Origin of the sequence: Streptomyces sp. NPDC013187 (genome assembly GCF_042899705.1) — a bacterium.
GTDB classification, from domain to species: domain Bacteria; phylum Actinomycetota; class Actinomycetes; order Streptomycetales; family Streptomycetaceae; genus Streptomyces; species Streptomyces hawaiiensis_A.
The window spans coordinates 214257-235927 of sequence record NZ_JBIBAF010000002.1 but is presented as its reverse complement, the minus strand read 5'-3'; the positions used below and the strand labels follow the sequence as shown (position 1 = coordinate 235927).

The window sequence follows — 21671 nt, the reverse complement described above, 5'->3', positions numbered from 1 at the left end:
CCGTCATCCGGACATGCGGGAGGGCGGTGCCCGGCCGGACCGGACACCGCCCTCTCCGTAAGGGTGTGCGCTGCTACTTCGTGGTGCTCGTCGGCGTCGGCGGCGCGAGCGGGGAGGCCGCCGCGGACTGCGGGGACGCCGTGTTCGCGTACACCGACGGCGCCGCCATGCCCGCCGTCGGGTCCGCGGGCTGCTCCTCCACCGGGGCCGTGGCGCCGCCGACGATCCGGATGCCCGCCGCGTCGAAGGCCCGCTTGATGCGCCAGCGCAGCTCGCGCTCCACGGTCAGGGACTTGCCGGGCATGGTCTTGGCCGTGACGCGCACGACCATCGAGTCCAGCAGCACGCTGTCCAGGCCGAGGACCTCGATCGGGCCCCACAGCAGTTCGTTCCAGGGCTCCTCGGCGCCCATCTTCTCGGCGACCTCGTCCAGGGTGGCCTTCACCTTGTCCAGATCCTCGCCGGAGTGGACCGTGACGTCGACGTTGGCCGTCGCCCAGCCCTGCGAGAGGTTGCCGATGCGCTTGACCTCGCCGTTGCGGACGTACCAGATCTCGCCGCCGTCGCCGCGCAGCTTGGTCACGCGCAGGCCGACCTCGATCACCTCGCCGGAGGCGACGCCCGCGTCGATCGTGTCGCCGACGCCGTACTGGTCCTCCAGGATCATGAAGACGCCGGACAGGAAGTCCGTGACGAGGTTGCGGGCGCCGAAGCCGATCGCCACACCGGCGACACCGGCCGAGGCCAGCAGCGGGGCGAGGTTGATCTGGAAGGTGCCCAGGATCATCAGCGCGGCGGTGCCGATGATCAGGAACGACGCCACCGAGCGCAGCACCGAGCCGATGGCCTGCGAACGCTGCCGACGGCGTTCGACGTTGACCAGCAGCCCGCCGAGCGCGCTGCCGTCCACGGACTGCACGGTCCGGTTCATGCGGTCGATCAGCTTGGTGATCGCCCGGCGCACGAAGACCCTCAGCACCGCGGCTATCACCACGATGAGCAGGACCCTGAGGCCGATCGCGAGCCACGTCGACCAGTTCTGCTCGACCCAGCCGGCGGCGTTCGTCGCGCTCTCCTGGGCGTCCTGGAGCGAGGGCACTCTCGGGGTTTCCGAGTCCGAGGGGGTCGGCGACGGCGACGGGCCGGCGGCGAGCAGGACGGCGGACAGGGACACGGCAGGTACCTCCAGGTGCAGCGGTCTGCCCCGGTGCGGTGGTTCACGGGGTCAAGGTCACGGCTGGGTCACCGAAGGGGCAGAACCACCACACTAACGGGGCATTGTGTGTGCTTCGGCAGGATGTGTGAAGGAGAGACCGTGCTCACCTGGGCTTGAACAGGCCATGGTCCGGGGGATGAATCAGATGTGGTCGAAAACACTCCCAGCCCGTTACGGGGACATGGTGGCGCTTCCACCAGGCATGAGGGGAGACTGGCTACGAATCGTCCCGGCGCGAGCCACGCGCCGCCGGCGTCCAAGGAGGCATCCGTGCCGCATGTCCTGGTCCTCAACGCGTCGTACGAGCCGCTAGGTGTCGTACCGCTCCGCCGCGCGCTCGTCCTCGTCCTCGAGAACAAGGCCGTATGCCTCGAGGAGTCCGGCGCCTATCTGCACAGCGCGACCGTCACAGTCCCCGCACCCAGCGTGGTCCGGCTCAAGCGATTCGTCCGGGTTCCCTATCGGGGGCCCGTTCCTCTGACCCGCCGGGCGCTGTTCGCCCGCGACGGGGGCCGGTGCATGTACTGCGGTGGCGTCGCAACCAGCGTCGACCACGTCATCCCGCGCAGCCGCGGGGGCAAGCACGTCTGGGACAACGTGGTGGCGTCCTGCCGCCGCTGCAACCATGTGAAGGCCGACCGGCACCTCTTCGAGATCGGCTGGCGACTGCGCCACAAACCCGCTCCGCCGTCCGGCCTGGCCTGGCGCATCATCGGGACCGGCCATAGGGACCCGCGCTGGATGCCGTACCTGCAGCCGTACGGCGCGGAGGACGCCATGGCCCGGATCGACGGCATTTCCGCCTGACGATCCGGGCCTTCGTGTCGGCGCACACGGCACGGGGCCGGCCCCCGGGGAACCCCCGTTCCCCCGGGGTCGGCCGCTCTTTGTGCGGTGCCGGGCGGTCCTACGTCATGCGTAGCGCAGTTCCCCCGGCCGCACCGTGCGGCTCAGCAGCGGCAGCGAGGTCGCCGCGGCGAGCAGGCAGGCGGCGTAGACCGCGAGGGGCGCCAGAACCATCACCCACGGGACCGGGTGGTGGCCGAGCCACGCGTACCAGGTGCCGATGGCCATCCCGCCCAGGCCCGCGAGCAGCACCGCCGGTGCCAGCGGCAGCGCGGTCTCCAGCAGCAGGGCCCGGCCGAGCACCGCGCGCGGCACCCCGGCGGCGACCTGCGCGGCCAGACCACGGCGGCGGGTGGCCAGGGACTCGGCCGTGCCGACGGCGAGGCCGGACAGGACGATCGCGAAGGCGAGGGCGATGGCGGCGCCGGTGAGGTCGAGGCCGGTGAGGTAGTAGTCCGCACGCTCGGAGAACCCCTGGGTGCGCACCACATCGCCCATGACCTGCCGGATCCCCAGGAAGCCGGTCCCGACGACCGTCACCAGCAGCACCGCCGCGTGGGTGCGGGCGGCCGACCAGGGGTCAGCGCGCAGCCGCTGCGCCGCGATCAGCGTCGCCGCCGAACGGGCCCGGGCCGCCAGGACCCGACCGGTGACCTCGGCCATGGCCCCGGAGAGCCACACCGCGCCCGCGCCGCCGGCGAGGACGATGCCCACCACCGTCAGCGGCAGTCCGTTGCCCGGCCGGTTGGACGCGGCCGGGGACGTGGTGGCCAGGGCGAGCAGCGCCACCACCCCGACCAGCAGCAGCCCCGCCAGAAACAACAGCCCCGGTCCCCGTCCGGTGCGTGGCGCGACCCTGCGGACCCAGCCCAGGGGCGAGGCGACCACTCGGCGCAGGGCCAGCACGCTCACCGCCGCGCCCAGCAGCGGCACGGCGATGGCGACCAAGGCGATCCCCGCCCAGGCCAGGGCCGTGGGCCGGTCCCACAGGCGCAGCAGGAGCAGCACGGAGAAGACGGTGGCGACCGCCGAGCCCAGCAGACCGGCCAGCCCGGTCTCCAGCGCGGCGATCCGCCGCACCTGCCAGGGTGCCGCCCCGGCCAGCCGCAGCCCGGCCAGCCGGCGGTCACGGTGCACCGCCCCGATGCGCGCGCACTGGCCGAGGAACCCGAGCACCGGCACGAGCAGGAGCAGCAGGCCGGCGATCACCCCCGACCGCGTCCCGGGCTGGTTCAGCAGGCCCGCGGCCACGGGCACGGCGTACTGGCCGCGCAGCGCGGCCAGAGCGACGGCGGCCAGTGCGAACCCGGTCGCGAGCGCCGCTCCCGCCGCCGTCAGGGCCACACGCCACCATTCGCCGCGGTCGGAACCCCGGGTGAGGTCCCAGGCGAGCCGCAGATCGGCCCTCAGCGACGTCATGCCGTCACCCCCAGCGCCGCCACGGTCCCGTCCCGCAGCTGGACCTCGCGGTCCGCGTACGCGGCCACCTGGGCGTCGTGCGTGATCAGCAGGACGGCCGTGCCCGACTCGCGGGCCGTGTGGACGAGGGCCGTCATGACCTGCTCGCCGGCCAGGGAGTCCAGCGCACCCGTCGGCTCGTCGGCGAAGACCACCCTCGGCCCGGTGACCAGGGCCCGGGCCAGCGCGGCCCGCTGCGCCTGGCCGCCGCTCAGCTCGCCCGGCCGCAGGTCCTCCTGGCCCCGCACCCCGAACCGCTCCAGCCACTCCCCGGCCCGGGCCCGGGCCTCGGCCCGGCCGGTGCCCGCCAGCAGCAGGGGCAGGGCGGCGTTGTCGAGGACCGTCAGCTCGGGGATGAGCTGCCCGAACTGGAACACCACGCCGAACTCGGTTCGCCGCAGCTCGCTCAGCCGCTTCTCGGGCAGGTCCTCCAGCCGCCGGCCGTCGTAGGTCACCGAGCCGGCGTCCGGGCGGACGATGCCGGCCAGGCAGTGCAGCAGCGTCGACTTGCCGCTGCCGCTCGCGCCGGTCACGGCGAGGATCTCGCCGGCGTGCAGGGTGACCGAGGCGCCGCGCAGGGCCGGGGTCCGGCCGTGCGCCTTGGTGAGACCACCGGCCGTGAGAAGGGGCACGGGTCTGCTCATGCTGCGTCGACCTCCGCGGTCAGGGTGGTGAGCCGGGCCGCCGTGGTGTTCATCCAGCGGAGGTCGGCGTCGAGGTGGTTGAGGGCGTAGTCCGCCGAGAGCACGGTCGCCAGATCGGCGCCCTTGGCGGCCTTGACCGCCGTGAGTTCCCGCATGCGCTCCATGTGCGCGGCGCGCTGGGCGCTCAGGTACCGGGCCGGGTCACCGCCGGAGAGGATCGCGACCACGACCTTGGCGAAGATCTCGTTCGCCACGAAGGGTGCCGGTGGTGCGATCTCCCCGGCCCATCGGGCCAGTTCCCGGGTCCCCTCGTCGGTCGTCCGGTACGCCGTGCGCTCCGGGCCGCCGTCCGAGCCGGTGCCGTCGACCTCGGCGAGGCCGTCCCGCACGAGGCGCTGCAGGGTCGTGTAGACCTGCCCGTAGGCCAGCGGGCGGGCCTGCGGGAAGCGTTCGTCGTGGCGTCGCTTGAGGTCGTAACCATGGCTGGGACCCGTCGCGAGCAGGCCCAGCAGGATGTGGCGGGTGCTCATGCCGATCATTATGCACTGAGTACATGTACTGAGTGAATAGTGAACCGGAGAAGTCCACCGCCGGACCCCGGAAGGCTCACTCCGAGACGGCGTACGCCTCCGCCGACCACAGCGAATACCCGTACTGCGTCGCCCGCTTGTCGCCCTGCACGCGCAGGAAACGCACGTCACGTTCGTCCATCGGGACGCTCTCCCGGCCGCCCCGGCTGTCCCGCACGGTGGCGGCGGTCCGCCAGCGGCGGCCGTCCGGGGAGACCTGGACGCGGTAGGACGAGGGATGGGCGTCCTGCCAGTGCAGCGCGACCCGGCCGAGCCGCGCCGGGCGGGCCAGCTCGACCTGCCACCAGGCGCCGTCGTCCACCGGCGACGACCAGCGGGTCTCCGGGTCGCCGTCGTTCGCCGCCGACGCGGGGAAGTCGGGCGTCTCGTCGCCCGAGGAACGGGCGGTGCCGGAGCGGGCCAGGTCGGGGCCGCCGGTGGGCGGGACGGCACGGACGGTGAGCGTGCGCTCCGCTCCCGCGAACCCCAGCCGGACCTCGTACGACCGCATCGGGGCACCGCGCTCCACGGTCACCTCGACCGGGACCTCCACCGTCGTGCCGCGCCGCACGGCCAGTTCACCCTTCGGCACCCTGACCCGGACGCCCTCGGGCGCCTCGGCGGTGAGCCTGCCGCGGGCGTCGGCGGGGCGCAGCGACCCGAGCCGCGCCGTCAGCCGCTCGGTCCGGCCGGTCTCGACGTCCGCCCGGTCGCGGGGCAGACCGAGCGACGTGGCGGGGGATTCGCCGAACCAGGGGATGAGGTGGTGCACGCGGGAAGGTGCGGGGCCGGTGACCCGCAGGGCGTCGGCGCGTTCCGCCGGCCGCACTTCGGTCGCTCCGGACCCGTCCAGCCGGGCCGCCTCCCGCCAGCCCTGACCCGGCACGTGCACCTCGACGACTCCCTCGGTGCCCGGCTCCGTCAGGGCCGTCACGGCGGTCAGTGCCCGCGCCTGCGGGAAACGCAGGGTACGGCCGTCGCCGGGATTGCGGGGAGGCTCGTGGTGGATGCCCGACCAGGCCGCGTACGACTTCTGCGCCCGCTGCAGGAACGGGTCCAGCACGTCCGTGCCGACCTCGACCGGCGCCGACTCCAGCCGGGCCCGCAGCGCGCCCAGCCTGCGGTACGCGCTCCAGGCCGCCGCCGCGTCCCCGGCGCGCTGCGCGTCCAGCATGCCGAGCGCGGCCGTGCCCGCCTCGCCGTACGAAGCCAGCTGCCGCGCCCAGGGGGCGACCTCGGAGCCGAGGCCGGTACCCGACAGCCGCCGGGGCAGCTCGCGCAGCACGGTGAAGGCCTCGCGCAGCCGCCGCGTGGCCTCGCGGTCGGTTCCGGTTCCGCTTCCGCCCGCCGTCCGCGACGCCCAGTACGCCTCGGTCAGCGGGCGCAGATACGCCGACTCCCCGTCGTCCAGGACCGACGAGGCGTCGTTGCCGGCGAGCGCGGCCAGGGCCTGCTCGCGGCGCCGGTCCCCGCCCGCGAGGTCGGCGATCGCGGCGCGCCAGGACTCGCCGGGCCGGTAGGCGCGCGGGTTCCAGGCGTAGTCGGCGGCGGTGAACAGCGGGATGCGGGACGCCTCCGGCTGCTGCATCGCGTTGGCGAGCAGGGCGGCCGAACCGGTCCCGACGGCCGGCTCACGGCCCCGGTACGGGCCGAGGAAGAGGCGGCCGGGGGCGTAGTCGTTGACCGGGTAGTTGTCCATGGTGACCAGCGGGTGCCCGAACGCCTTGCGGGCGTCGGCCAGTTCGCCGCCCGTGATGGTGCGGGGCACCACCCCGACGCCCGTCCACGCCACCTCGACGGGCGCGGCCAGCTCGCTCGCCAGTGCCCGCCGGTAGTCGGTGGTGCCGTCCTCGTAGTACTCGGTCGGCATCAGGGACAGGCCCGCTGCGCCGGGGTGCCGCTGCGCCAGGTGCCGGGCCACCGCGTTCGCCACCCGGGCCTGCGCCCGCGCCGCCGCCTCGGGGCCCGAGCCGAACCGGTCGGCGTCCTCCCCGCAGTGCCACTCGCTGTAGCTGACGTCCTGGAACTGGAGCTGGAACGCCCGGAAGCCCAGCGCCCACATCGCGTCCAGCTTGCGCGTCAGCGCCCGCACGTCGGCGTCCGAGGCGAAGCACATGGCCTGGCCCGGGGCCACGGCCCAGCCGAGCGTGACGTGGTTGCGGCGCGCCCGCTCGGCCAGCTCCCGGAACCGGGCCCGCTGCGCTTCCGGGTAGGGCTCACGCCAGCGGGCCTGCCGGTAGAGGTCCTCCCCGGGGGCGTACAGATAGCGGTTCTGCTTGGTGCGCCCCATGAAGTCGAGCTGCGCCAGCCGCTGCCCGTGCGTCCAGGCGGTGCCGTAGAAGCCCTCGGTGACGCCGCGTACGGCGGTGCCGGGCCAGTCGCGGACGACGGCCGACGCGATGGTGCTGCCGGGGCGCAGGAGCTGCCGCAGCGTCTGCGCGGCGTGGAAGAGACCGTCCTCGCCGGTGCCGGTGAGGGAGATGCCGTCCTGGCCCACGGACAGCTCGTAACCCCCGGAGGGCAGGGCGTGGCGGTCGCCCCGGCGGACGGGCTCCGTGCGCGCGTGCACGACCAGGGCGCCCGGCCGGGCCGTGTCCGTGATCCGGCGCGCCCCGGCCTGTCGCAGCAGCCCGCGCAGGGTCGCGACCGCGTGGGGGTCCGCCTGTGCGTCGGTGACCAGGGCGACCTCGTCCGGCACCGCGACCGGGGCGCCGTTCGCGCGCAGCGACTGTGGGCGCGGCCAGACGGAGAGACCCTCACCGGCGGTGTCGGGAACCGTTCGCGCGGCCGCGCCCGGGGGAGACGGAGCCGCCAGGGCGGCGGGCGGGGCGACGAGGCTCCCGGCGACGACGGCGACCGCGAGGGCCACGGTCCGCTTCCCACGCCGCAGTCCCACAGGCCCCCTCCAGATGCGTTCGCCCGGCGGAACGAGCCCACCACCCGTCCGGCCGGGTGTCAACGAGAGTGGCCGTTGTGACCGCAATGCCGGAATCTTGAAGGTGTGGAGGGAAGCGGAATGTGAGCAGAAGCACGATGTTGAGTCCGGGGCGTCTGCCTTCGCGTCGACTGGGTAGGGCTGCGATGACCCGTTAAGCCGAACCAGACAAGGAGGCCCCCGTGGCTGCGATGACTTTCCTTCCGCTCCCGGTCCCGTCCAAACCCGTGGCGGACCCGTCCGCCGACCTCGACGACACCCACCACGACGACCCGCGCTACTGCGTCTTCAGCTCCGAGAGCACCCACACCGAACTGCCGCTGACCAGCGAGCCCCCGCTGCCCGACGCCGAGCCCCTCACCAGTGAGCCGCCGCTCGCCGAAGCCGCCCCCCTGACCAGCGAGCCCCCGGCCTTCGTCCCGGACTTCACGAGGATGTAGATGACCGCACCCCGGCCGGCCGACCCGCCCTCCGAGGACCTGTCCCGCCTCGCCGTCCTGCACGGCGTCGCCACTTCCTACAGTCCGTCCCCGGACCGCTCGGTCGCGGCCTCGGCCACCGCGGTCACCCTGACCCTGGCCGCCCTCGGCGTGGACGCGAGCACGCCCGGCGCCGTCCGCGCCGCGCTCGCGGCCCGCGAGGGGGAACTGGCCGAACGGCTGCTGCCGCCGACCGTCGTCGGCTGGGGCGGCAGCCCCCCGGCCGCCCTGGCCGCGCTCCCCGAGGGGACCCGGCTGCGCATCGACACCGAGCAGGGCGAGAGCCGCACCGCGGCGGACGGCCTCCCACCCGGCGTCCACCGGCTGACCGCCACCACCCCCGACGGCCGCACCGCCACCGCCCACCTGATCGTCGCCCCGCCCCGCCTGCCCGCCCCGCCCGGACGCTCCTACGGACTCCTCGTCCAGCTCTACTCCCTGCTGTCCGGCCGCTCCTGGGGCATGGGCGACCTCGGCGACCTCGCCGAACTGGCCGGCTGGGCCGGACGGTCGCTCGGCGCCGGATTCATCCAGGTCAACCCGCTGCACGCGGCCGTACCCGGAGCCCCCACCGACCCCTCCCCCTACCGCCCCTCCTCGCGCCGCTTCCCCGACCCCGTGCACCTGCGCGTCGAGGACGTCCCCGAGGCCGCCTACGTCCGCGACCCCGAGCGCCTGCGCGCCCTGCTCGAGAGATCCGGCCGGCTGCGTGAAGCGGTGCTGCAGCACGGCGCGCTGATCGACCGGGACGCCGTGTGGGAGCTCAAGCGGGAGGCGCTGGAACTGCTCGGCGAGGTCCCCCTCGGACCCGGCCGGCGCGCCGCCTACTGCGACTTCCTCGCCGGGCAGGGCCAGGCCCTGGAGGACCACGCCACCTGGTGCGCGCTCGCCGAGGTGCACGGCTCCGACTGGCACCGCTGGCCGACCGGCCTGCGCGACCCGCGCTCGGCCGAGACCGTCCGGGCCCGCAACGGCCTCATGGACCGGGTCGACTTCTGGTCCCGGCTCGCCTGGCTCACCGACACCCAGCTGACCGCCGCCCAGCGCGCCGGGCGCGAGGCCGGGATGCCGGTCGGGATCGTCCATGACCTCGCGGTCGGCGTGCACCCCGGCGGCGCCGACGCCTGGGCGCAGCAGGAGTACTTCGCCGCGGGCATGTCCGTGGGCGCCCCGCCGGACGCCTTCAACGCCCGCGGCCAGGACTGGGGCCTGCCGCCCTGGCGGCCCGACCGCCTGGCCGCGTCCGGCTACGCCCCCTTCCGCGAGCTGCTGCGTGCCCTGTTCCGCTACGCCGGAGCACTGCGCATCGACCACGTCATGGGCCTGTTCCGCCTGTGGTGGGTCCCCCAGGGCCACCCGCCCACCGAGGGCACCTACGTCCGCTACGACGCCGAGGCCATGCTGGCCGTCCTCGTCCTGGAGGCGTCCCGGGCCGGGGCGCTGGTGATCGGCGAGGATCTCGGCACCGTCGAGCCCGGCGTCCGTGAGGCGCTGCGCGAGCGCGGTGTGCTCGGCACCTCCGTGCTGTGGTTCGAGCGCGACTGGGAGGGCGACGGCCATCCCCTGCCCCCCGAGAGCTGGCGCGCCGACTGCCTGGCCACCGCCACCACCCACGACCTGCCCTCCACGGCCGCCCGTCTCACCGGCGAGCACGTCGAGCTCCGCGACAGCCTGGGTCTGCTGACCCGCCCTCTGGAGGAGGAACGCGCCGAGGCCGCCGCCGACGCGGGGGAGTGGCTGTCCCTGCTGTCCCGGCTCGGCCTGCTGCGGGGCACGGGCGGCGGCAGCGACACCTCCTCGGAGGAGGCCCAGATCCAGGCCGTCCACCGCTTCCTGCTGCGCACCCCGGCCCGCATGGTCGGCGTCTGGCTGCCCGACGGCGTCGGCGACCGCCGCCCGCAGAACCTCCCGGGAACCTGGGACCAGTACCCGAACTGGCGGCTGCCCATCGCGGACGCGCAGGGACGGCCCGTGACGCTGGAGGACCTCGCGGCCTCGCCGCGGCTGCACGCGCTGATGGAGGTCCTCAGGGACGGCGGCCGATGAGCCGGGGGCCTCTGAGGGGCCTGTTCACCATGAGCGCCCGACCCGGGCGGGCACCGTGAAAGGGCGCCTTACGGCACCCCGGGCGCGCGGGCCCGGTCGGCGTTGGATATTTTGACACCGTGGACAAGAAGAACGCCCTGCGCGCCGGCGCCCTGGCAGCCGGTACGACGCTGATGATGCTGCTCATGTCGTCCCCCGCGAGCGCGCTGACCCGCGACGACGGTGACGACCCCGGCCCGGGCCTGAGCGTCATCGAGACGCTGGGCCTCTTCGTCGTGGCCCCGATCGTGCTGTACCTGGTCATCGCCGGTCTGGTGATGGTCGGCGACAAGACGCACAAGAAGAAGGACCCGACCAGCTCCAACATCGCCACCAAGGCCGAGGCGAAGAGCGAAGTCAAGGCCTGATCAGCGTTCTCCCCGAGGGCGTCGTCGCGAGGACCGCGACGGCGCCCTCGTCGCGTCAGGGCCCGTGTCAGGCCCGGTCCGTGCCCGCCAGCAGGTCCCGCAGCAGATCGGCGAGCTGCCCGGCCCGCCGCGGCCCCAGGGCGGACAGCGCCTCCGTCTGGACCGCCAGCCCCGCCCCGACCGCCTCGTCGACCAGCGCGAGGCCTTCATCGGTGAGCGTGACGTGCAGCCCGCGCCGGTCGTGCGGGTCGGGGGAGCGGCGCAGCAGCCCCGCCCGCTCCAGCTTGTCCAGGCGCCCCGTCATGCCGCCGGTGGTGAGCATCAGCGTCGCGGACAGCTGCCGGGGCGAGAGCGTGTAGGGCTCGCCGGAGCGGCGCAGGGTCGCCAGGACGTCGAACTCCCCGCGGGAGATGCCGAACGCCGCGTACGCCTGCCCCACCCGTTCGCCGATCGCGTGGGAGAGCCGGTTGATCCGGCCGAAGACCTCCATGGCGGCGGTGTCGAGGTCGGGCCGGACCGCCGCCCACTGGCCGATGATCGCGTCGACGGGGTCCTTGCGCTGCTCGGGGCGTTCGCTCATGCCATGAGTATCGGCCGCCTCTCGGTCACCCGCAAGAAAGTAGCTTGACTGAAAGTTGCTTAGTAGTAAGCTACTTTCTGCTGACCTACTCCGAAGGGTGTCTCCCATGGCCCTCTCCCGCCCGGCCCTCATCACCCTCACCGCCCTCGCGCCCGTCTCCTGGGGCACGACCTACGCGGTCACCACCGAGTTCCTCCCGTCCGACCGCCCCCTGTTCACCGCCCTGGTGCGCGCCCTGCCCGCCGGTCTGCTGCTGCTCGCGCTCGCCCGGGTGCTGCCGCGCGGTGCCTGGTGGTGGAAGGCGGCGGTGCTCGGCGCGCTGAACATCGGCGCCTTCTTCCCGCTGCTGTTCCTCTCCGCGTACCGGCTGCCCGGCGGTCTGGCGGCGGTCGTCGGCTCCGCCGGTCCACTGTTCGTGGCCGGGCTCTCGGCGCTGCTGCTCGGGCAGCGGCCGTCGGCGTGGACGCTGGCGACCGGGGTCGTGGCCGCGTTCGGGGTCAGCCTCGTCGTCCTGCGGGCGGCCGGGGCGCTGGACGCGATCGGTCTGCTGGCCGCCGTCGCCTCCACGGCGTCGATGTCGACCGGCACCGTGCTCACGAAGCGGTGGGGCCGCCCCGAGGGCGTCGGACCGCTGGCGCTGACCGGCTGGCAGCTGACCGCGGGCGGCCTGCTCATCGCGCCGCTCGCCTTCCTGATCGAGGGCGCCCCGCCGGCACTGGACGGCCGGGCGGTCGGCGGTTACCTCTACCTCGCCCTCGCGAACACGGCCCTCGCGTACTGGCTGTGGTTCCGCGGCATCGGCCGCATGACCGCCACCCAGGTCACCTTCCTCGGCCCGCTCTCCCCGCTGACCGCGGCCGTCGTCGGCTGGGCGGCCCTCGGGCAGGCGCTGACGCCGGTGCAACTGGTGGGCATGGGGCTGGCGTTCGGGGCGACGGTGGCGGGGCAGTTCGTCACCCGGACGCCGCGCACCACCGACCACACCGCGAAGGTCCGCGCCGAACCGGCGCGCGTGCCGGACGGAGCGCTGCGGCGGTAGGCGGGCAGCTCCGGCGGCCGCGGCCGGAGAGCAGGCGGAAGGGGCGCCCGGCACACACCGGACGCCCCTTCCGCCGTACGGGAAACCGCCGGATTACTCCCCGGCCGCCGCGTCCGCCCGCTGGGCCCGCAGGGCGCGCTCGACGCCCGCGCGGGACTCCGAGACCAGGCGGCGCAGGGCCGCGCTCGGCTCGGCGGAGGCCAGCCAGGCGTCCGTCTTGTCCAAGGTCTCCTGCGAGACCTGGACCGTCGGGTAGAGGCCGACGGCGATCTGCTGGGCCATCTCGTGGGAGCGGGACTCCCAGATGTCCTTGACGACCTCGAAGTACCGGTCCGCGTAGGGGGCGAGCACCTCGCGCTGGTCGGTCTGGACGAAGCCGCCGATGACCGCCTCCTGCACGGCGTTCGGCAGCTTGTCGGAGTCCACGACCGACGCCCACGCCTCGGCCTTGGCCTCCTCGGTGGGGCGCGCCGCGCGGGCCGTGGCCGCGTGACGCTCACCGGCGGCCGTCCGGTCCCGTTCGTACTCGCCGGCGATCTCCGCCTCGTCGAACCGGCCGACCGCCGCGAGCCGCTGCACGAACGCCCACCGCAGCTCCGTGTCGACGACCAGGCCCTCGATCGTCTGCGAGCCCTCCAGCAGCGCGTCCAGCACGTCCAGCTGCTCCGGCGTGCGGGCCGTCGCGGCGAACGCGCGCGCCCACGCCAGCTGGTGGTCGCTGCCCGGAGCAGCCGCCCGCAGGTGCGCCAGCGTCGCGTCGGTCCAGCGGGCCAGCAGCGCTTCGCGGGCGGCCGGGTCGGCGTACAGGTCGATCGCCAGCTTCACCTGGCGGTGCAGCGACTGCACGACACCGATGTCGGACTCCTTGCCGATGCCGGACAGCACCAGCGACAGGTAGTCACGGGCCGCGAGCTCGGCGTCCCGCGTCATGTCCCAGGCCGACGCCCAGCACAGGGCGCGCGGCAGGGAGGACTCGAAGTCACCGAGGTGCTCCGTGACGAAGGCCAGCGACTGCTCGTCCAGGCGGACCTTGGCGTACGACAGGTCGTCGTCGTTGAGCAGGATCACGGCCGGGCGCTGCTGTCCCACCAGCTGCGGTACGGCCGTCAGCTCGCCGTCCACGTCCAGCTCGATCCGCTCCCGGCGGACCAGCTTGCCGCTCGCCCCGTCGAGGTCGTACAGGCCGACGGCGATGCGGTGGGGGCGCAGCGTGGGCTCGCCCTTGGCGCCGGCGGGCAGGGCCGGGGCCTCCTGGCGGATCGCGAAAGCGGTGACGACCCCGTCGGCGTCCGTCTCGATCTCCGGGCGCAGCACGTTGATGCCGGCCGCCTGGAGCCACTTCTCGGACCAGGTCTTCAGGTCGCGGCCGGAGGTCTCCTCCAGCGCGCCCAGCAGGTCCGACAGGCGCGTGTTGCCGAAGGCGTGACGCTTGAAGTACGCCTGCACGCCCCGGAAGAACTCGTCCATTCCGACATAGGCGACGAGCTGCTTCAGGACGCTGGCGCCCTTGGCGTACGTGATGCCGTCGAAGTTGACGAGGACGTCGTCCAGGTCGCGGATCTCGGCCATGATCGGGTGGGTGGACGGCAGCTGGTCCTGCCGGTACGCCCACGTCTTCATGGAGTTGGCGAACGTCGTCCACGCGTGCGGCCAGCGCGACCCGGGCGCGTGCGCCTGGCAGGCGATGGAGGTGTACGTGGCGAACGACTCGTTCAGCCACAGGTCGTTCCACCACTCCATGGTCACGAGGTCGCCGAACCACATGTGGGCCAGCTCGTGCAGGATGGTCTCGCCGCGCACCTCGTACGCCGCGTCCGTCACCTTCGAGCGGAACACGTACTGGTCGCGGATGGTCACCGCGCCCGCGTTCTCCATCGCGCCCGCGTTGAACTCCGGCACGAACAGCTGGTCGTACTTCTCGAACGGATACGCGTAGTCGAACTTCTCCTGGAACCACTCGAAGCCCTGCCGGGTCACCTCGAAGATGGCGTCCGAGTCGAGGTACTCGGCCAGGGAGGGCCGGCAGTAGATGCCGAGCGGGACGGACTGGCCGTCCTTCTCGTACACGCTGTGCACCGAGTGGTACGGGCCGACGATCAGCGCCGTGATGTACGTCGAGATGCGCGGCGTCGGCTCGAAGACCCAGACGTTGTCCTGGGGCTCGGGGGTCGGCGAGTTGGAGACGACGGTCCAGCCCTCGGGGGCCTTCACGGTGAACTGGAAGGTCGCCTTCAGATCCGGCTGCTCGAAGCTCGCGAACACCCGGCGGGCGTCCGGGACCTCGAACTGGGTGTAGAGGTAGGCCTGGTCGTCGACCGGGTCGACGAACCGGTGCAGGCCCTCACCGGTGTTGGTGTACGCGCAGTCGGCGACGACCCGGAGGATGTTGCGACCCTGGAGCAGGCCGGGCAGGGCGATCCGGGAGTCCGCGAAGACCTCGGCCGGGTCGAGGGAGTCCCCGTTCAGGGTCACCTCGTGCACGGCCGGCGCCACCAGGTCGATGAACGACTCCGCGCCGTTCCCGGCGCTCACGTCGAAGCGCACCGTGGTCACGGACCGGTAGGTGCCGCCCTCCTGCGCGCCGGAGAGGTCGAGTTCGATCTCGTACGAGTCAACGGCGAGCAGCTGCGCCCGCTGCTGCGCCTCTTCGCGGGTCAGGTTTGTGCCAGGCACGCGGTCATCTCCTCGTTATGGGTGGGTTGCGTCATCTTTCCACGACGGCTCGGCGTCAGGCGACGGCCCGGGCGTCTCCTAGGGATACCCCTCGGGAGGCGAGGGCCCGGGCGAACTGGCGCACCCCGGCCGACTCCCCGTCCCGGTGCCGCACCAGGCCGAGCGCCGACTCCGGCACGCCCTTCACCGGCACGAACGCCACGTCCTCGCGCCGGTGGTGCGCGGCCGTGGGCCGGCACAGCAGCATGCCCGCCCTCCACCGGCACGAACGCCACGTTCTCGCGCCGGTGGTGCGCGGCCGTGGGCCGGCACAGCAGCATGTCCGCCCGTCCGGCGGCGACCTGGGGCAGCCCCTCCTGCAGGGTGGTCACGCCGCCGCCACGTTCTCCGTCGTCACCACCGAGATGCTCCCCGTCGGCCTGCTCACCCCGCTCGGTGACGGCCTGCGGGTCTCCGCCGGCACCGCAGGGCTCGCCGTCACCCTGCCCGGCCTGGTCGCCGCGGCGAGCGCGCCGCTGCTGCCGCCCGCCGGGCCGACCGGCGCACGGTCCTGTGCGCCCTGTTGCTCCTGCTGACGGCAGCGAACCTGCTCTCGGCCCTCGCCCCGCACATCGCCGTCCTGCTGCTCGCCCGCGCCCTGGTCGGGGTGTGCATCGGCGGGGTGTGGGCGATCGCGGCCGGACTCGGCACGCGGCTGATGCCACCGCACCGGGCCGGCCGGGCGGCCGCGCTGATCTTCAGCGGGACAGCGGTCGCCTCGGTGCTGGGCGTCCCGGCCGGCACGTTCCTCGGCTCGCTCGCCGGCTGGCGCTGGACCTTCGCGGCACTGGCCGGCGTGACCCTGGCGGTTAGCGCGGCGCTGTCCCTCGTGCTGCCGCCGCTCCCGCCCGGCACGCCCGTCGGCCCGGGCACGTTCGCGGGCGGCGCACTGGCGGCCCGCGACCCCCGCAGGGCCCTGCTCGTCATCGCGGCCGGACTCGGCTCGTCGGTCCTGCTGCTGATCCCCGCGGCGGATTCACTGGCTGCCTCCACGGCCCTGCTGCTCCTGTGGGGCCTGGTCTACGGAGGCGTCTCGGTCTGCGCCCAGAGCCGGCTGTCGGCCGCGGCACCCCGGGCGCGGGAAGCGGGGTCGGCGCTCTTCGCGGGGGTCTTCGACACGGCCGTCGCGCTGGGGCGTTCGCCGGCGGCCGGCCGGCGGACGCGCTGGGACCTGCGGCGGTGCTGGGTGTGGGCGGCGCGCCGGCACTGCTGGCCGTGCCGGCCGTGCCGAGCGCGGGAACGTGACGTCCGGATCCCTCCGGTGCCCCGGCCCCGCGCGAGCGAGCCAGATGAGCATGACGACGACGACCCTGTACTCCGCACGCCCCATCGCTCCGCGCGCCCTGGAGGAACTGCGCACGACCGACGACTCGGGCCGCCCCACGGCCCCGTTCACCGACACCGAGGGCGGCTCCCCGCTCCGCTGCTGCCTGCGCCGCAGCGAGCCGGGCGAACGCATCGCCCTGGTGTCCTACGCCCCGCTGCGCCGCTGGGCCGCGGAGACGGGCGCCACGCCGGGTGCCTACGACGAACAGGGCCCGGTCTTCATCCACACCGAGGACTGCGTGGGGCCGGACACCGGCACCCGCCCCTTCACCGACAGCCACCGCACGGTCCGCCGCTACTCGGCCGAGGGGCACATCCTGGGCGGACGGCTGGTCGAAGGCACCGCCGCCTTCCCGCGAGCCCTCACGGAAACGTTCGACGACCCGGCCGTGGCACTGGTCCACGTCCGGGCCGTCGAGTACGGCTGTTTCCTCTACGAGGTGCGCAGGGGGTCCGAGGAGGGCGGGGACTAGCCCTTCAGCTCCGCCGCCACCAGCTCCGCGATCTGGACCGCGTTCAGCGCGGCGCCCTTGCGGAGGTTGTCGTTGGAGACGAAGAGGGCCAGGCCGTTGTCCACCGTCTCGTCGCGGCGGATGCGGCCGACGTAGGACGGGTCCTTGCCGGCGGCCTGCAGGGGGGTCGGGATGTCGGAGAGCTCGACGCCCGGGGCGTCCTTCAGCAGCTCCGCCGCGCGCTCCGGGGAGATCGGGCGGGCGAAGCGGGCGTTGATCTGGAGGGAGTGGCCGGAGAAGACCGGGACGCGCACACAGGTGCCGGAGACCCTCAGCCCGGGGATCTCCAGGATCTTGCGGGACTCGTTGCGGAGCTTCTGCTCCTCGTCGGTCTCGTTCAGCCCGTCGTCGACGATGTTGCCCGCGAGCGGCAGCACGTTGAAGGCGATGGGGCGCTTGTAGACGCCCGGCTCGGGGAAGTCGACCGCCTCACCGTCGTGGGTGAGCTTCTCGGCGTCGGCGACGACCTTCTGCGTCTGGCCGTGCAGCTCGGCCACGCCCGCGAGGCCCGAACCGGAGACGGCCTGGTACGTGGCGACGACGAGGGCCTCGAGGCCCGCCTCGGCGTGCAGCGGACGCAGCACCGGCATCGCGGCCATGGTCGTGCAGTTCGGGTTCGCGATGATGCCCTTGGGGCGGTTCGCGATCGCGTGCGGGTTGACCTCGGAGACGACCAGGGGTACCTCCGGGTGCTTGCGCCACGCGGAGGAGTTGTCGATCACCACGGCGCCCTGGGAGGCGACCTTTTCGGCCAGCGCCTTGGACGTGGCGCCGCCCGCGGAGAACAGCACGATGTCGAGGCCGGTGTAGTCGGCGGTGGAGGCGTCCTCCACCGTCACGCCGTCCAGCTCCGACCCCGCGGAACGGGCCGAGGCGAACAGGCGCAGCTCGGTGACCGGGAAGTTCCGCTCCGCGAGGATCCTGCGCATGACCGTGCCCACCTGTCCGGTGGCTCCGACGATTCCGACCCTCACGGTGACTCCCTCTCCTGCGTCTCTTCACGTACTCGTTGCTTGGCCGAGGCTTTTCCATCATGCGGCCGACCACGGCCCGCCTGTCCACTTCTTTCCCCGGTCTGCCCGGAGAGTGGGACGGCTCGTCCCGCTCCATGGTTGCGGACCTGCGGTGTCGACCCCGCTGAGCTGGAGGAATTCGTCCGGCAGGGGTCGTGCGCCGCAAGCTCGCCTGCCCATGCCGGTCCCGGCCACACGGAAGTGTGATGTACGCCTCGGCGGGCCGTGACGGGTCTCGGGCGGGCCGTGACGGGTCTCGGGCGGGCCGTGGCGGGTCTCGGGCGGACAGTGAGGGGGCTCGGGTGGACCGTGACGGGGCTCGGCGGGCCGCGACCGGGCTCGCTGTAACTCGGCGGAAAGACCACCGAACGTTCCGGGCCGTCCCGGCGTCGTAGGAGAAACACGGCTAGGGGGGTGGCTTGTGCTGTTGCGCGGGAGGGCCCGGCGCGCCCGGGAGGCGCACGCCGGGTCCGGCAACGTTCCGCTGAGACAAGGCGATCGCCGGGGGGAGGCCGATCCGCTGGACGCGGCACAGGAGCGCAGGGTGCGGGCGGTGCTCGCACTCGGCGGGGTGCCGCAGGCGGACCTGCCGGACGGGGTGCAGCAGGTCCGCCTGCGGCTGCTGGAGCGGGCCGCGAGCGGCCGCGAGGCGCCGCGGGACGTCTCGGCGTGGGCGGCGGTCGTCGCCTCCAACCTCGCGATGGACTGGCACCGGGCCAAGCGCCGCCAGGAGCGGCTCGGGGAGCGGCTGGCCGCCCTGCGCCAGACGGAGCATCCCTCCGGCGAGGACAGCAGCGTGCTGTCCGTCGCCGTCGCCCAGGGCCTGGACGAGCTGCCCGACGCCCAGCGGCAGGTCGTCGTCCTGCGCTTCTACGCCGACCTGCCGGTCCGGTCCATCGCCGAGCAGCTCGGCATCCCGGAGGGCACGGTCAAGAGCCGGCTGCACACAGCGGTACGGGCCCTGCGCGCCCGCCTGCACGAGGACGAGGTGGTGTGACGTGACCGCCCAACAGGACCAGGCCGGGCGCGACGGGGCCGATGCGCTGATGGCGGCGATCACCGGCGAGGCGCCACCGCGCGAGGCCCGTGCGAGCGAGACCTTCATGGCCGAGTACCGGGCCGCGACCGCCGACGTGGGATTGCTGCGCGAGCAGCTGGGTCTCATCGGGCACGCCCTCGCGGAGCCCCCGGAGGTACCCGGATCCGAGTCCGGCGGCGGCGCCTCCGTGATGCCGCTGGCGGCCCGCCGTAAGAGGCCCGACCCTCTGGCAGTGGCCGTGAAGGGCCTCGTCGCCGCCGTCGGGGCCAGTCTCGTGATCGGCATGGGCTGGCTCGTCGTCCAGAGCGGCGACATGAACGCCGGGAGTGATCAAGGCGGGTCGTCCGCCGCCGACAGTTCCGCCGGGCGGCCGCATGCCGAAGGGGACGCCAAGCTCAGCGACGCCGGGTATCTCGCCTGCGCCCGGATCGTCGTCGAGGGCACCGTCGCCGAGGTCGAGACCGTTCCCGGTACCGGCCAGGACCGGATCACCCTGGACGTGACGCGCTACTACAAGCCCGACAAGGGCGGGAAGCGGATCACTTTCCCCCTGGAGACCGGCGCCGTGCCCTCGCTCCGAGCCGGTGACCACATGCTCGTCGGTGTCTCCGGCGACCGGGCCCACCCGGACGTGTGGGCGACGGGGGAGAAGGAGATCGCCCGTGAACGGGCGTGGATCACCGACGCGCTGCCCGCCTCACGCACCCTCCCGTGCCGGTAGAAGACACAGCAAGGGCGGGCGCCCGTACGGACGCCCGCCCCCACCTGTTCCCCGTCGCGGCAACTCCGAGGCAAGGCCCCGCCCCTTCCCCCTCTCCCGCGACCGGGAAGCAGAGCCTTACGGCTTCTCCTTGTCCCACACCCAGCTGCCCTTGCCGTCGCCGGGATCCTTCGGCTTCGGCAACGTGAGCTCGACCGGCTCCTCGGTTCCCTCGGCATCGGCGCCCACCGCCTCCCCGGCCTGGACGACGGATGCTCCCGTGGCCGGCTCGGAAGCGGCTGCGTAAACGCTTCCGGATACAAGGGGCAGTCCCACAGCGGCGATGGCCGCCGTGGTGCCCACAGCCAGTCGGACGGCTCGCCCGGTGATGTGTCTCATCTGTGCCTCTGTCTTCCTTGCTTCGTGTGGCGCAGCGCGTTTGTCTGAGCACGATCATGCAGAGTGCGGCTGCCGGTGTCAGCAGGTCTCGCTGGCCTCAGGGGGACTTGGCACCGTCATGCCACGTGGCGGAGGAGGTTCCCGGCGGCGCGCGTTGAGGTAGCGATCAGCCTCACAGCCCTCCATTACCCAGCCGGGCAACGCCCCGGGCCGGCTCAGCCACCGGTCCCAGGCGTGCCGGGCCAGGAACAGGGCCTCGTCGAGATCCGTGGCCTCGACGAAGGTCATGCCGACCAGGCGTCCCCCCCAATGGGCCAGCGCCACATGGACGATGCCCGGTTGCGGGTCGGTGCGGCGCTGTTCGGCCAGTTCGCTGAGCTCGCGGTCACCGGGCATCACCACGGGCAGGCCGGGAATCTCGGGGGCGGCGGGCCAGGGCGAGGGCCGGAGAAGGACCTTGACTGCGTACACCCGTCCGACCTTAGGAACGAGACACAGCCGGGCGGCCATCCGGAATCTGTCAGCCCCCGGTCATGGCAGAGAGCGGCCAATGCGGGCGACGTCATGAGGCCGGCCCCGGCAGGTCACATCCAGCCGCGCCGGACGGCCTCGGCGCCTGCCTGAAACCGGCTCTGCACCCCAAGACGCCTCTGCAGGTCCGCGGTGTTGCGGCGGACCGTGCGCAGCGAGACCCCCATCTTGCGGGCGATTCCCTCATCGGTCAGCCCTGCCGCGAGCATCCGGAGCAGGGCCGCCTCCCGGTCGGTGGGGGCGCTCTCGGAAACGTCCTGTGGCGTGGTGCCGAGCGGCCGCGCGCTCTCCCAGACCAGATCGAACAGTTCCTCCAACGCGCGCACCATGCTGGGGTAGCGGATCAGCAGGGCGCCCTTCTTGCTGTCGTCGGCGTCTATGGGGATCACGGCCGCCTCGCGGTCGCAGAGGATCATGCGCATGGGCAGCGTCGGCGCGGTGCGGGTCTCACCGCCGACGGAGGTGAGCCACGTGGCGTACTCGACGGTCGCCGAGTCGTTGCGGACGCTGTCCAGATAGACGGTCCGCATCCGGACCCCGCGAGCGAGGTGCTGCTCGTCGAGCGGCCTGCCGGCCTGGAGAGCCGCGGCGCTGAGCGCCCCGCCGGGCACGAAGGTGAGTACCTCGGAGTGGGCCCGGTGTGCCAGTTCCATCAGCCGCACCCGCACGGCCTCGACTCCTTCGAGTCGCTCCACCCCACTGTCGGTGCGGCCCGTGGCGCAGGCGGCGTACTCGGAGGTGAGAGCGGCCAGTGCGGCTCGTTCCTGGGAAAGCCGCGCACGCCGCTCGTCCAGTTCGGCCTCCTTGCGCAGCAGCAGGGGGGAGAGGGCGACATCGGGGCTGACGGGAACGAACTGATGATCGGCGGCTTCATGCAGCAGGGACAGCTGGGCGAGCCGATCGAGGGCCGAGCGGACCTCGTCGTCGGTGAGGCCGGTGTCCTGGGAGATGTCCTTCAGCGTCCAGGACGGATGGAGCAGCAGGGCGCGGTAGACGTCGTGGGCGGCGGTGTCGATGCCGATGGTCTCCAGCACGGTTCCCCTCTGGGCAAGGTCGTTGACTGGTCAGGTCAGTGGGCTGACGCTACCCGATCAGACGTACGAACCCCTGGGATGCGGGGCGTTGGCATCCCTGTGCCATGGCCCCCGTGTGCCAGGCGACGGGGGCTCCGGAGCCCACTCGGCGGGCCTAGTGTCAAAGGCACCGGAAAGCGAACACGG

At 73.5% G+C, this 21671-nt stretch carries 21 protein-coding genes and 1 pseudogene; 10 read left to right on the top strand and 12 right to left on the bottom strand.

The features are described 5' to 3' along the window. Window positions 1–73: 73 nt before the first annotated feature. Window positions 74–1174 carry a mechanosensitive ion channel family protein gene (locus ACFY5B_RS04210; RefSeq protein WP_389964227.1) on the bottom strand — a complete coding sequence of 367 codons (1101 nt, stop codon included), beginning with the start codon at window positions 1172–1174 and terminating at the stop codon, window positions 74–76. 312 nt (window positions 1175–1486) lie between these two features. Here ACFY5B_RS04210 and ACFY5B_RS04205 point away from each other — a divergent pair, with 312 nt between their 5' ends. After that, the gene (locus ACFY5B_RS04205; protein WP_248500445.1) at window positions 1487–2023 is read left to right on the top strand and encodes an HNH endonuclease; all 537 of its coding nucleotides are present in this window, start codon (window positions 1487–1489) and stop codon (window positions 2021–2023) included. Window positions 2024–2128: 105 nt separating this feature from the next. Here the strand turns inward: ACFY5B_RS04205 and ACFY5B_RS04200 are convergent, their stop codons facing one another. From ACFY5B_RS04200 to ACFY5B_RS04185, 4 genes are all read right to left on the bottom strand, one after another. Continuing rightward, entirely contained in the window at window positions 2129–3481 is a 1353-nt protein-coding gene (locus ACFY5B_RS04200; RefSeq protein ID WP_389964223.1) for an FtsX-like permease family protein, read from the bottom strand. Continuing rightward, on the bottom strand, window positions 3478–4164 hold the full coding sequence (locus tag ACFY5B_RS04195) for an ABC transporter ATP-binding protein (RefSeq protein WP_389964220.1): 687 nt from the start codon (window positions 4162–4164) through the stop codon (window positions 3478–3480). The genes ACFY5B_RS04200 and ACFY5B_RS04195 overlap by 4 nt, the downstream gene beginning before the upstream one ends. Next, window positions 4161–4694: a PadR family transcriptional regulator gene (locus ACFY5B_RS04190; RefSeq protein WP_389964217.1), complete on the bottom strand. Its 534-nt coding sequence runs from the start codon at window positions 4692–4694 to the stop codon at window positions 4161–4163. The genes ACFY5B_RS04195 and ACFY5B_RS04190 overlap by 4 nt, the downstream gene beginning before the upstream one ends. 76 nt (window positions 4695–4770) lie before the next feature. Then, entirely contained in the window at window positions 4771–7629 is a 2859-nt protein-coding gene (locus ACFY5B_RS04185; RefSeq protein ID WP_389964214.1) for a beta-N-acetylglucosaminidase domain-containing protein, read from the bottom strand. A gap of 221 nt (window positions 7630–7850) precedes the next feature. Here ACFY5B_RS04185 and ACFY5B_RS04180 point away from each other — a divergent pair, with 221 nt between their 5' ends. From ACFY5B_RS04180 to ACFY5B_RS04170, 3 genes are all read left to right on the top strand, one after another. Then, a complete protein-coding gene (locus ACFY5B_RS04180) occupies window positions 7851–8108 on the top strand; it encodes a hypothetical protein (RefSeq protein ID WP_389964211.1) in 258 nt (85 codons plus the stop codon). Next, window positions 8109–10193, top strand: a complete 2085-nt coding sequence (gene malQ, locus ACFY5B_RS04175) for a 4-alpha-glucanotransferase (RefSeq protein ID WP_389964208.1) — start codon at window positions 8109–8111, stop codon at window positions 10191–10193. Window positions 10194–10312: 119 nt separating this feature from the next. Continuing rightward, window positions 10313–10600 (top strand): hypothetical protein, encoded by a 288-nt coding sequence (locus ACFY5B_RS04170; protein ID WP_053671778.1) that lies wholly within the window; start codon window positions 10313–10315, stop codon window positions 10598–10600. A 67-nt stretch (window positions 10601–10667) separates the two neighbouring features. Here ACFY5B_RS04170 and ACFY5B_RS04165 read toward each other — a convergent pair whose 3' ends face one another. Further along, on the bottom strand, window positions 10668–11180 hold the full coding sequence (locus tag ACFY5B_RS04165) for a MarR family winged helix-turn-helix transcriptional regulator (RefSeq protein ID WP_389964205.1): 513 nt from the start codon (window positions 11178–11180) through the stop codon (window positions 10668–10670). A 106-nt stretch (window positions 11181–11286) separates the two neighbouring features. Between ACFY5B_RS04165 and ACFY5B_RS04160 the strand changes: the two genes are divergently transcribed. Further along, window positions 11287–12219 carry an EamA family transporter gene (locus ACFY5B_RS04160; protein ID WP_389964201.1) on the top strand — a complete coding sequence of 311 codons (933 nt, stop codon included), beginning with the start codon at window positions 11287–11289 and terminating at the stop codon, window positions 12217–12219. Between the two features lie 93 nt (window positions 12220–12312). On the opposite strand, the gene pepN is transcribed toward ACFY5B_RS04160, so the two are convergent. After that, window positions 12313–14892, bottom strand: coding sequence for an aminopeptidase N (gene pepN / locus ACFY5B_RS04155; RefSeq protein WP_389964198.1), 2580 nt, complete (start codon window positions 14890–14892; stop codon window positions 12313–12315). A gap of 55 nt (window positions 14893–14947) precedes the next feature. Beyond that, window positions 14948–15139: a hypothetical protein gene (locus ACFY5B_RS04150; protein ID WP_389964195.1), complete on the bottom strand. Its 192-nt coding sequence runs from the start codon at window positions 15137–15139 to the stop codon at window positions 14948–14950. On the opposite strand from ACFY5B_RS04150, the gene ACFY5B_RS04145 reads away from it, so the two are divergent. From ACFY5B_RS04145 to ACFY5B_RS04135, 3 genes and pseudogenes are all read left to right on the top strand, one after another. Continuing rightward, window positions 15138–15467: a hypothetical protein gene (locus tag ACFY5B_RS04145; protein WP_389964192.1), complete on the top strand. Its 330-nt coding sequence runs from the start codon at window positions 15138–15140 to the stop codon at window positions 15465–15467. The two genes, ACFY5B_RS04150 and ACFY5B_RS04145, sit on opposite strands and share 2 nt — an antisense overlap. After that, window positions 15455–15727 (top strand): annotated as a pseudogene (locus ACFY5B_RS04140) (MFS transporter); the annotation flags it as partial. The gene ACFY5B_RS04145 and the pseudogene ACFY5B_RS04140, both read left to right, overlap by 13 nt. Window positions 15728–16226: 499 nt before the next feature. Beyond that, a complete protein-coding gene (locus ACFY5B_RS04135; protein WP_389964189.1) occupies window positions 16227–16730 on the top strand; it encodes a DUF1203 domain-containing protein in 504 nt (167 codons plus the stop codon). Here ACFY5B_RS04135 and ACFY5B_RS04130 read toward each other — a convergent pair. Further along, window positions 16727–17743: an aspartate-semialdehyde dehydrogenase gene (locus tag ACFY5B_RS04130; RefSeq protein WP_389964186.1), complete on the bottom strand. Its 1017-nt coding sequence runs from the start codon at window positions 17741–17743 to the stop codon at window positions 16727–16729. The two genes, ACFY5B_RS04135 and ACFY5B_RS04130, sit on opposite strands and share 4 nt — an antisense overlap. A gap of 463 nt (window positions 17744–18206) precedes the next feature. Between ACFY5B_RS04130 and ACFY5B_RS04125 the strand changes: the two genes are divergently transcribed. Both ACFY5B_RS04125 and ACFY5B_RS04120 read left to right on the top strand, forming a co-directional pair. Next, complete coding sequence (locus ACFY5B_RS04125; protein ID WP_389965134.1) at window positions 18207–18779, top strand: RNA polymerase sigma factor; 573 nt, start codon at window positions 18207–18209, stop codon at window positions 18777–18779. A 1-nt stretch (window position 18780) separates the two neighbouring features. After that, on the top strand, window positions 18781–19542 hold the full coding sequence (locus ACFY5B_RS04120; RefSeq protein ID WP_389964183.1) for a hypothetical protein: 762 nt from the start codon (window positions 18781–18783) through the stop codon (window positions 19540–19542). A 117-nt stretch (window positions 19543–19659) separates the two neighbouring features. On the opposite strand, the gene ACFY5B_RS04115 is transcribed toward ACFY5B_RS04120, so the two are convergent. From ACFY5B_RS04115 to ACFY5B_RS04105, 3 genes are all read right to left on the bottom strand, one after another. Next, the gene (locus ACFY5B_RS04115) at window positions 19660–19920 is read right to left on the bottom strand and encodes a hypothetical protein (RefSeq protein ID WP_389964180.1); all 261 of its coding nucleotides are present in this window, start codon (window positions 19918–19920) and stop codon (window positions 19660–19662) included. 78 nt (window positions 19921–19998) lie between these two features. Beyond that, window positions 19999–20391: a hypothetical protein gene (locus ACFY5B_RS04110; protein WP_389964177.1), complete on the bottom strand. Its 393-nt coding sequence runs from the start codon at window positions 20389–20391 to the stop codon at window positions 19999–20001. 113 nt (window positions 20392–20504) lie between these two features. Next, on the bottom strand, window positions 20505–21485 hold the full coding sequence (locus ACFY5B_RS04105) for a LuxR C-terminal-related transcriptional regulator (RefSeq protein ID WP_389964173.1): 981 nt from the start codon (window positions 21483–21485) through the stop codon (window positions 20505–20507). Window positions 21486–21671: the final 186 nt, after the last annotated feature.

Excerpts from the sequence above, each read along its gene's own strand:
- ACFY5B_RS04115 (WP_389964180.1), bottom strand. The coding sequence starts at position 19,920 with ATGAGACACATCACCGGGCGAGCCGTCCGACTGGCTGTGGGCACCACG.
- ACFY5B_RS04200 (WP_389964223.1), bottom strand. The coding sequence starts at position 3,481 with ATGACGTCGCTGAGGGCCGATCTGCGGCTCGCCTGGGACCTCACCCGG.
- ACFY5B_RS04190 (WP_389964217.1), bottom strand. The coding sequence starts at position 4,694 with ATGAGCACCCGCCACATCCTGCTGGGCCTGCTCGCGACGGGTCCCAGC.
- ACFY5B_RS04160 (WP_389964201.1), top strand. The coding sequence starts at position 11,287 with ATGGCCCTCTCCCGCCCGGCCCTCATCACCCTCACCGCCCTCGCGCCC.
- ACFY5B_RS04195 (WP_389964220.1), bottom strand. The coding sequence starts at position 4,164 with ATGAGCAGACCCGTGCCCCTTCTCACGGCCGGTGGTCTCACCAAGGCG.
- malQ (WP_389964208.1), top strand. The coding sequence starts at position 8,109 with ATGACCGCACCCCGGCCGGCCGACCCGCCCTCCGAGGACCTGTCCCGC.
- ACFY5B_RS04135 (WP_389964189.1), top strand. The coding sequence starts at position 16,227 with ATGACGACGACGACCCTGTACTCCGCACGCCCCATCGCTCCGCGCGCC.
- ACFY5B_RS04145 (WP_389964192.1), top strand. The coding sequence starts at position 15,138 with ATGCCCGCCCTCCACCGGCACGAACGCCACGTTCTCGCGCCGGTGGTG.
- ACFY5B_RS04165 (WP_389964205.1), bottom strand. The coding sequence starts at position 11,180 with ATGAGCGAACGCCCCGAGCAGCGCAAGGACCCCGTCGACGCGATCATC.
- ACFY5B_RS04150 (WP_389964195.1), bottom strand. The coding sequence starts at position 15,139 with ATGCTGCTGTGCCGGCCCACGGCCGCGCACCACCGGCGCGAGGACGTG.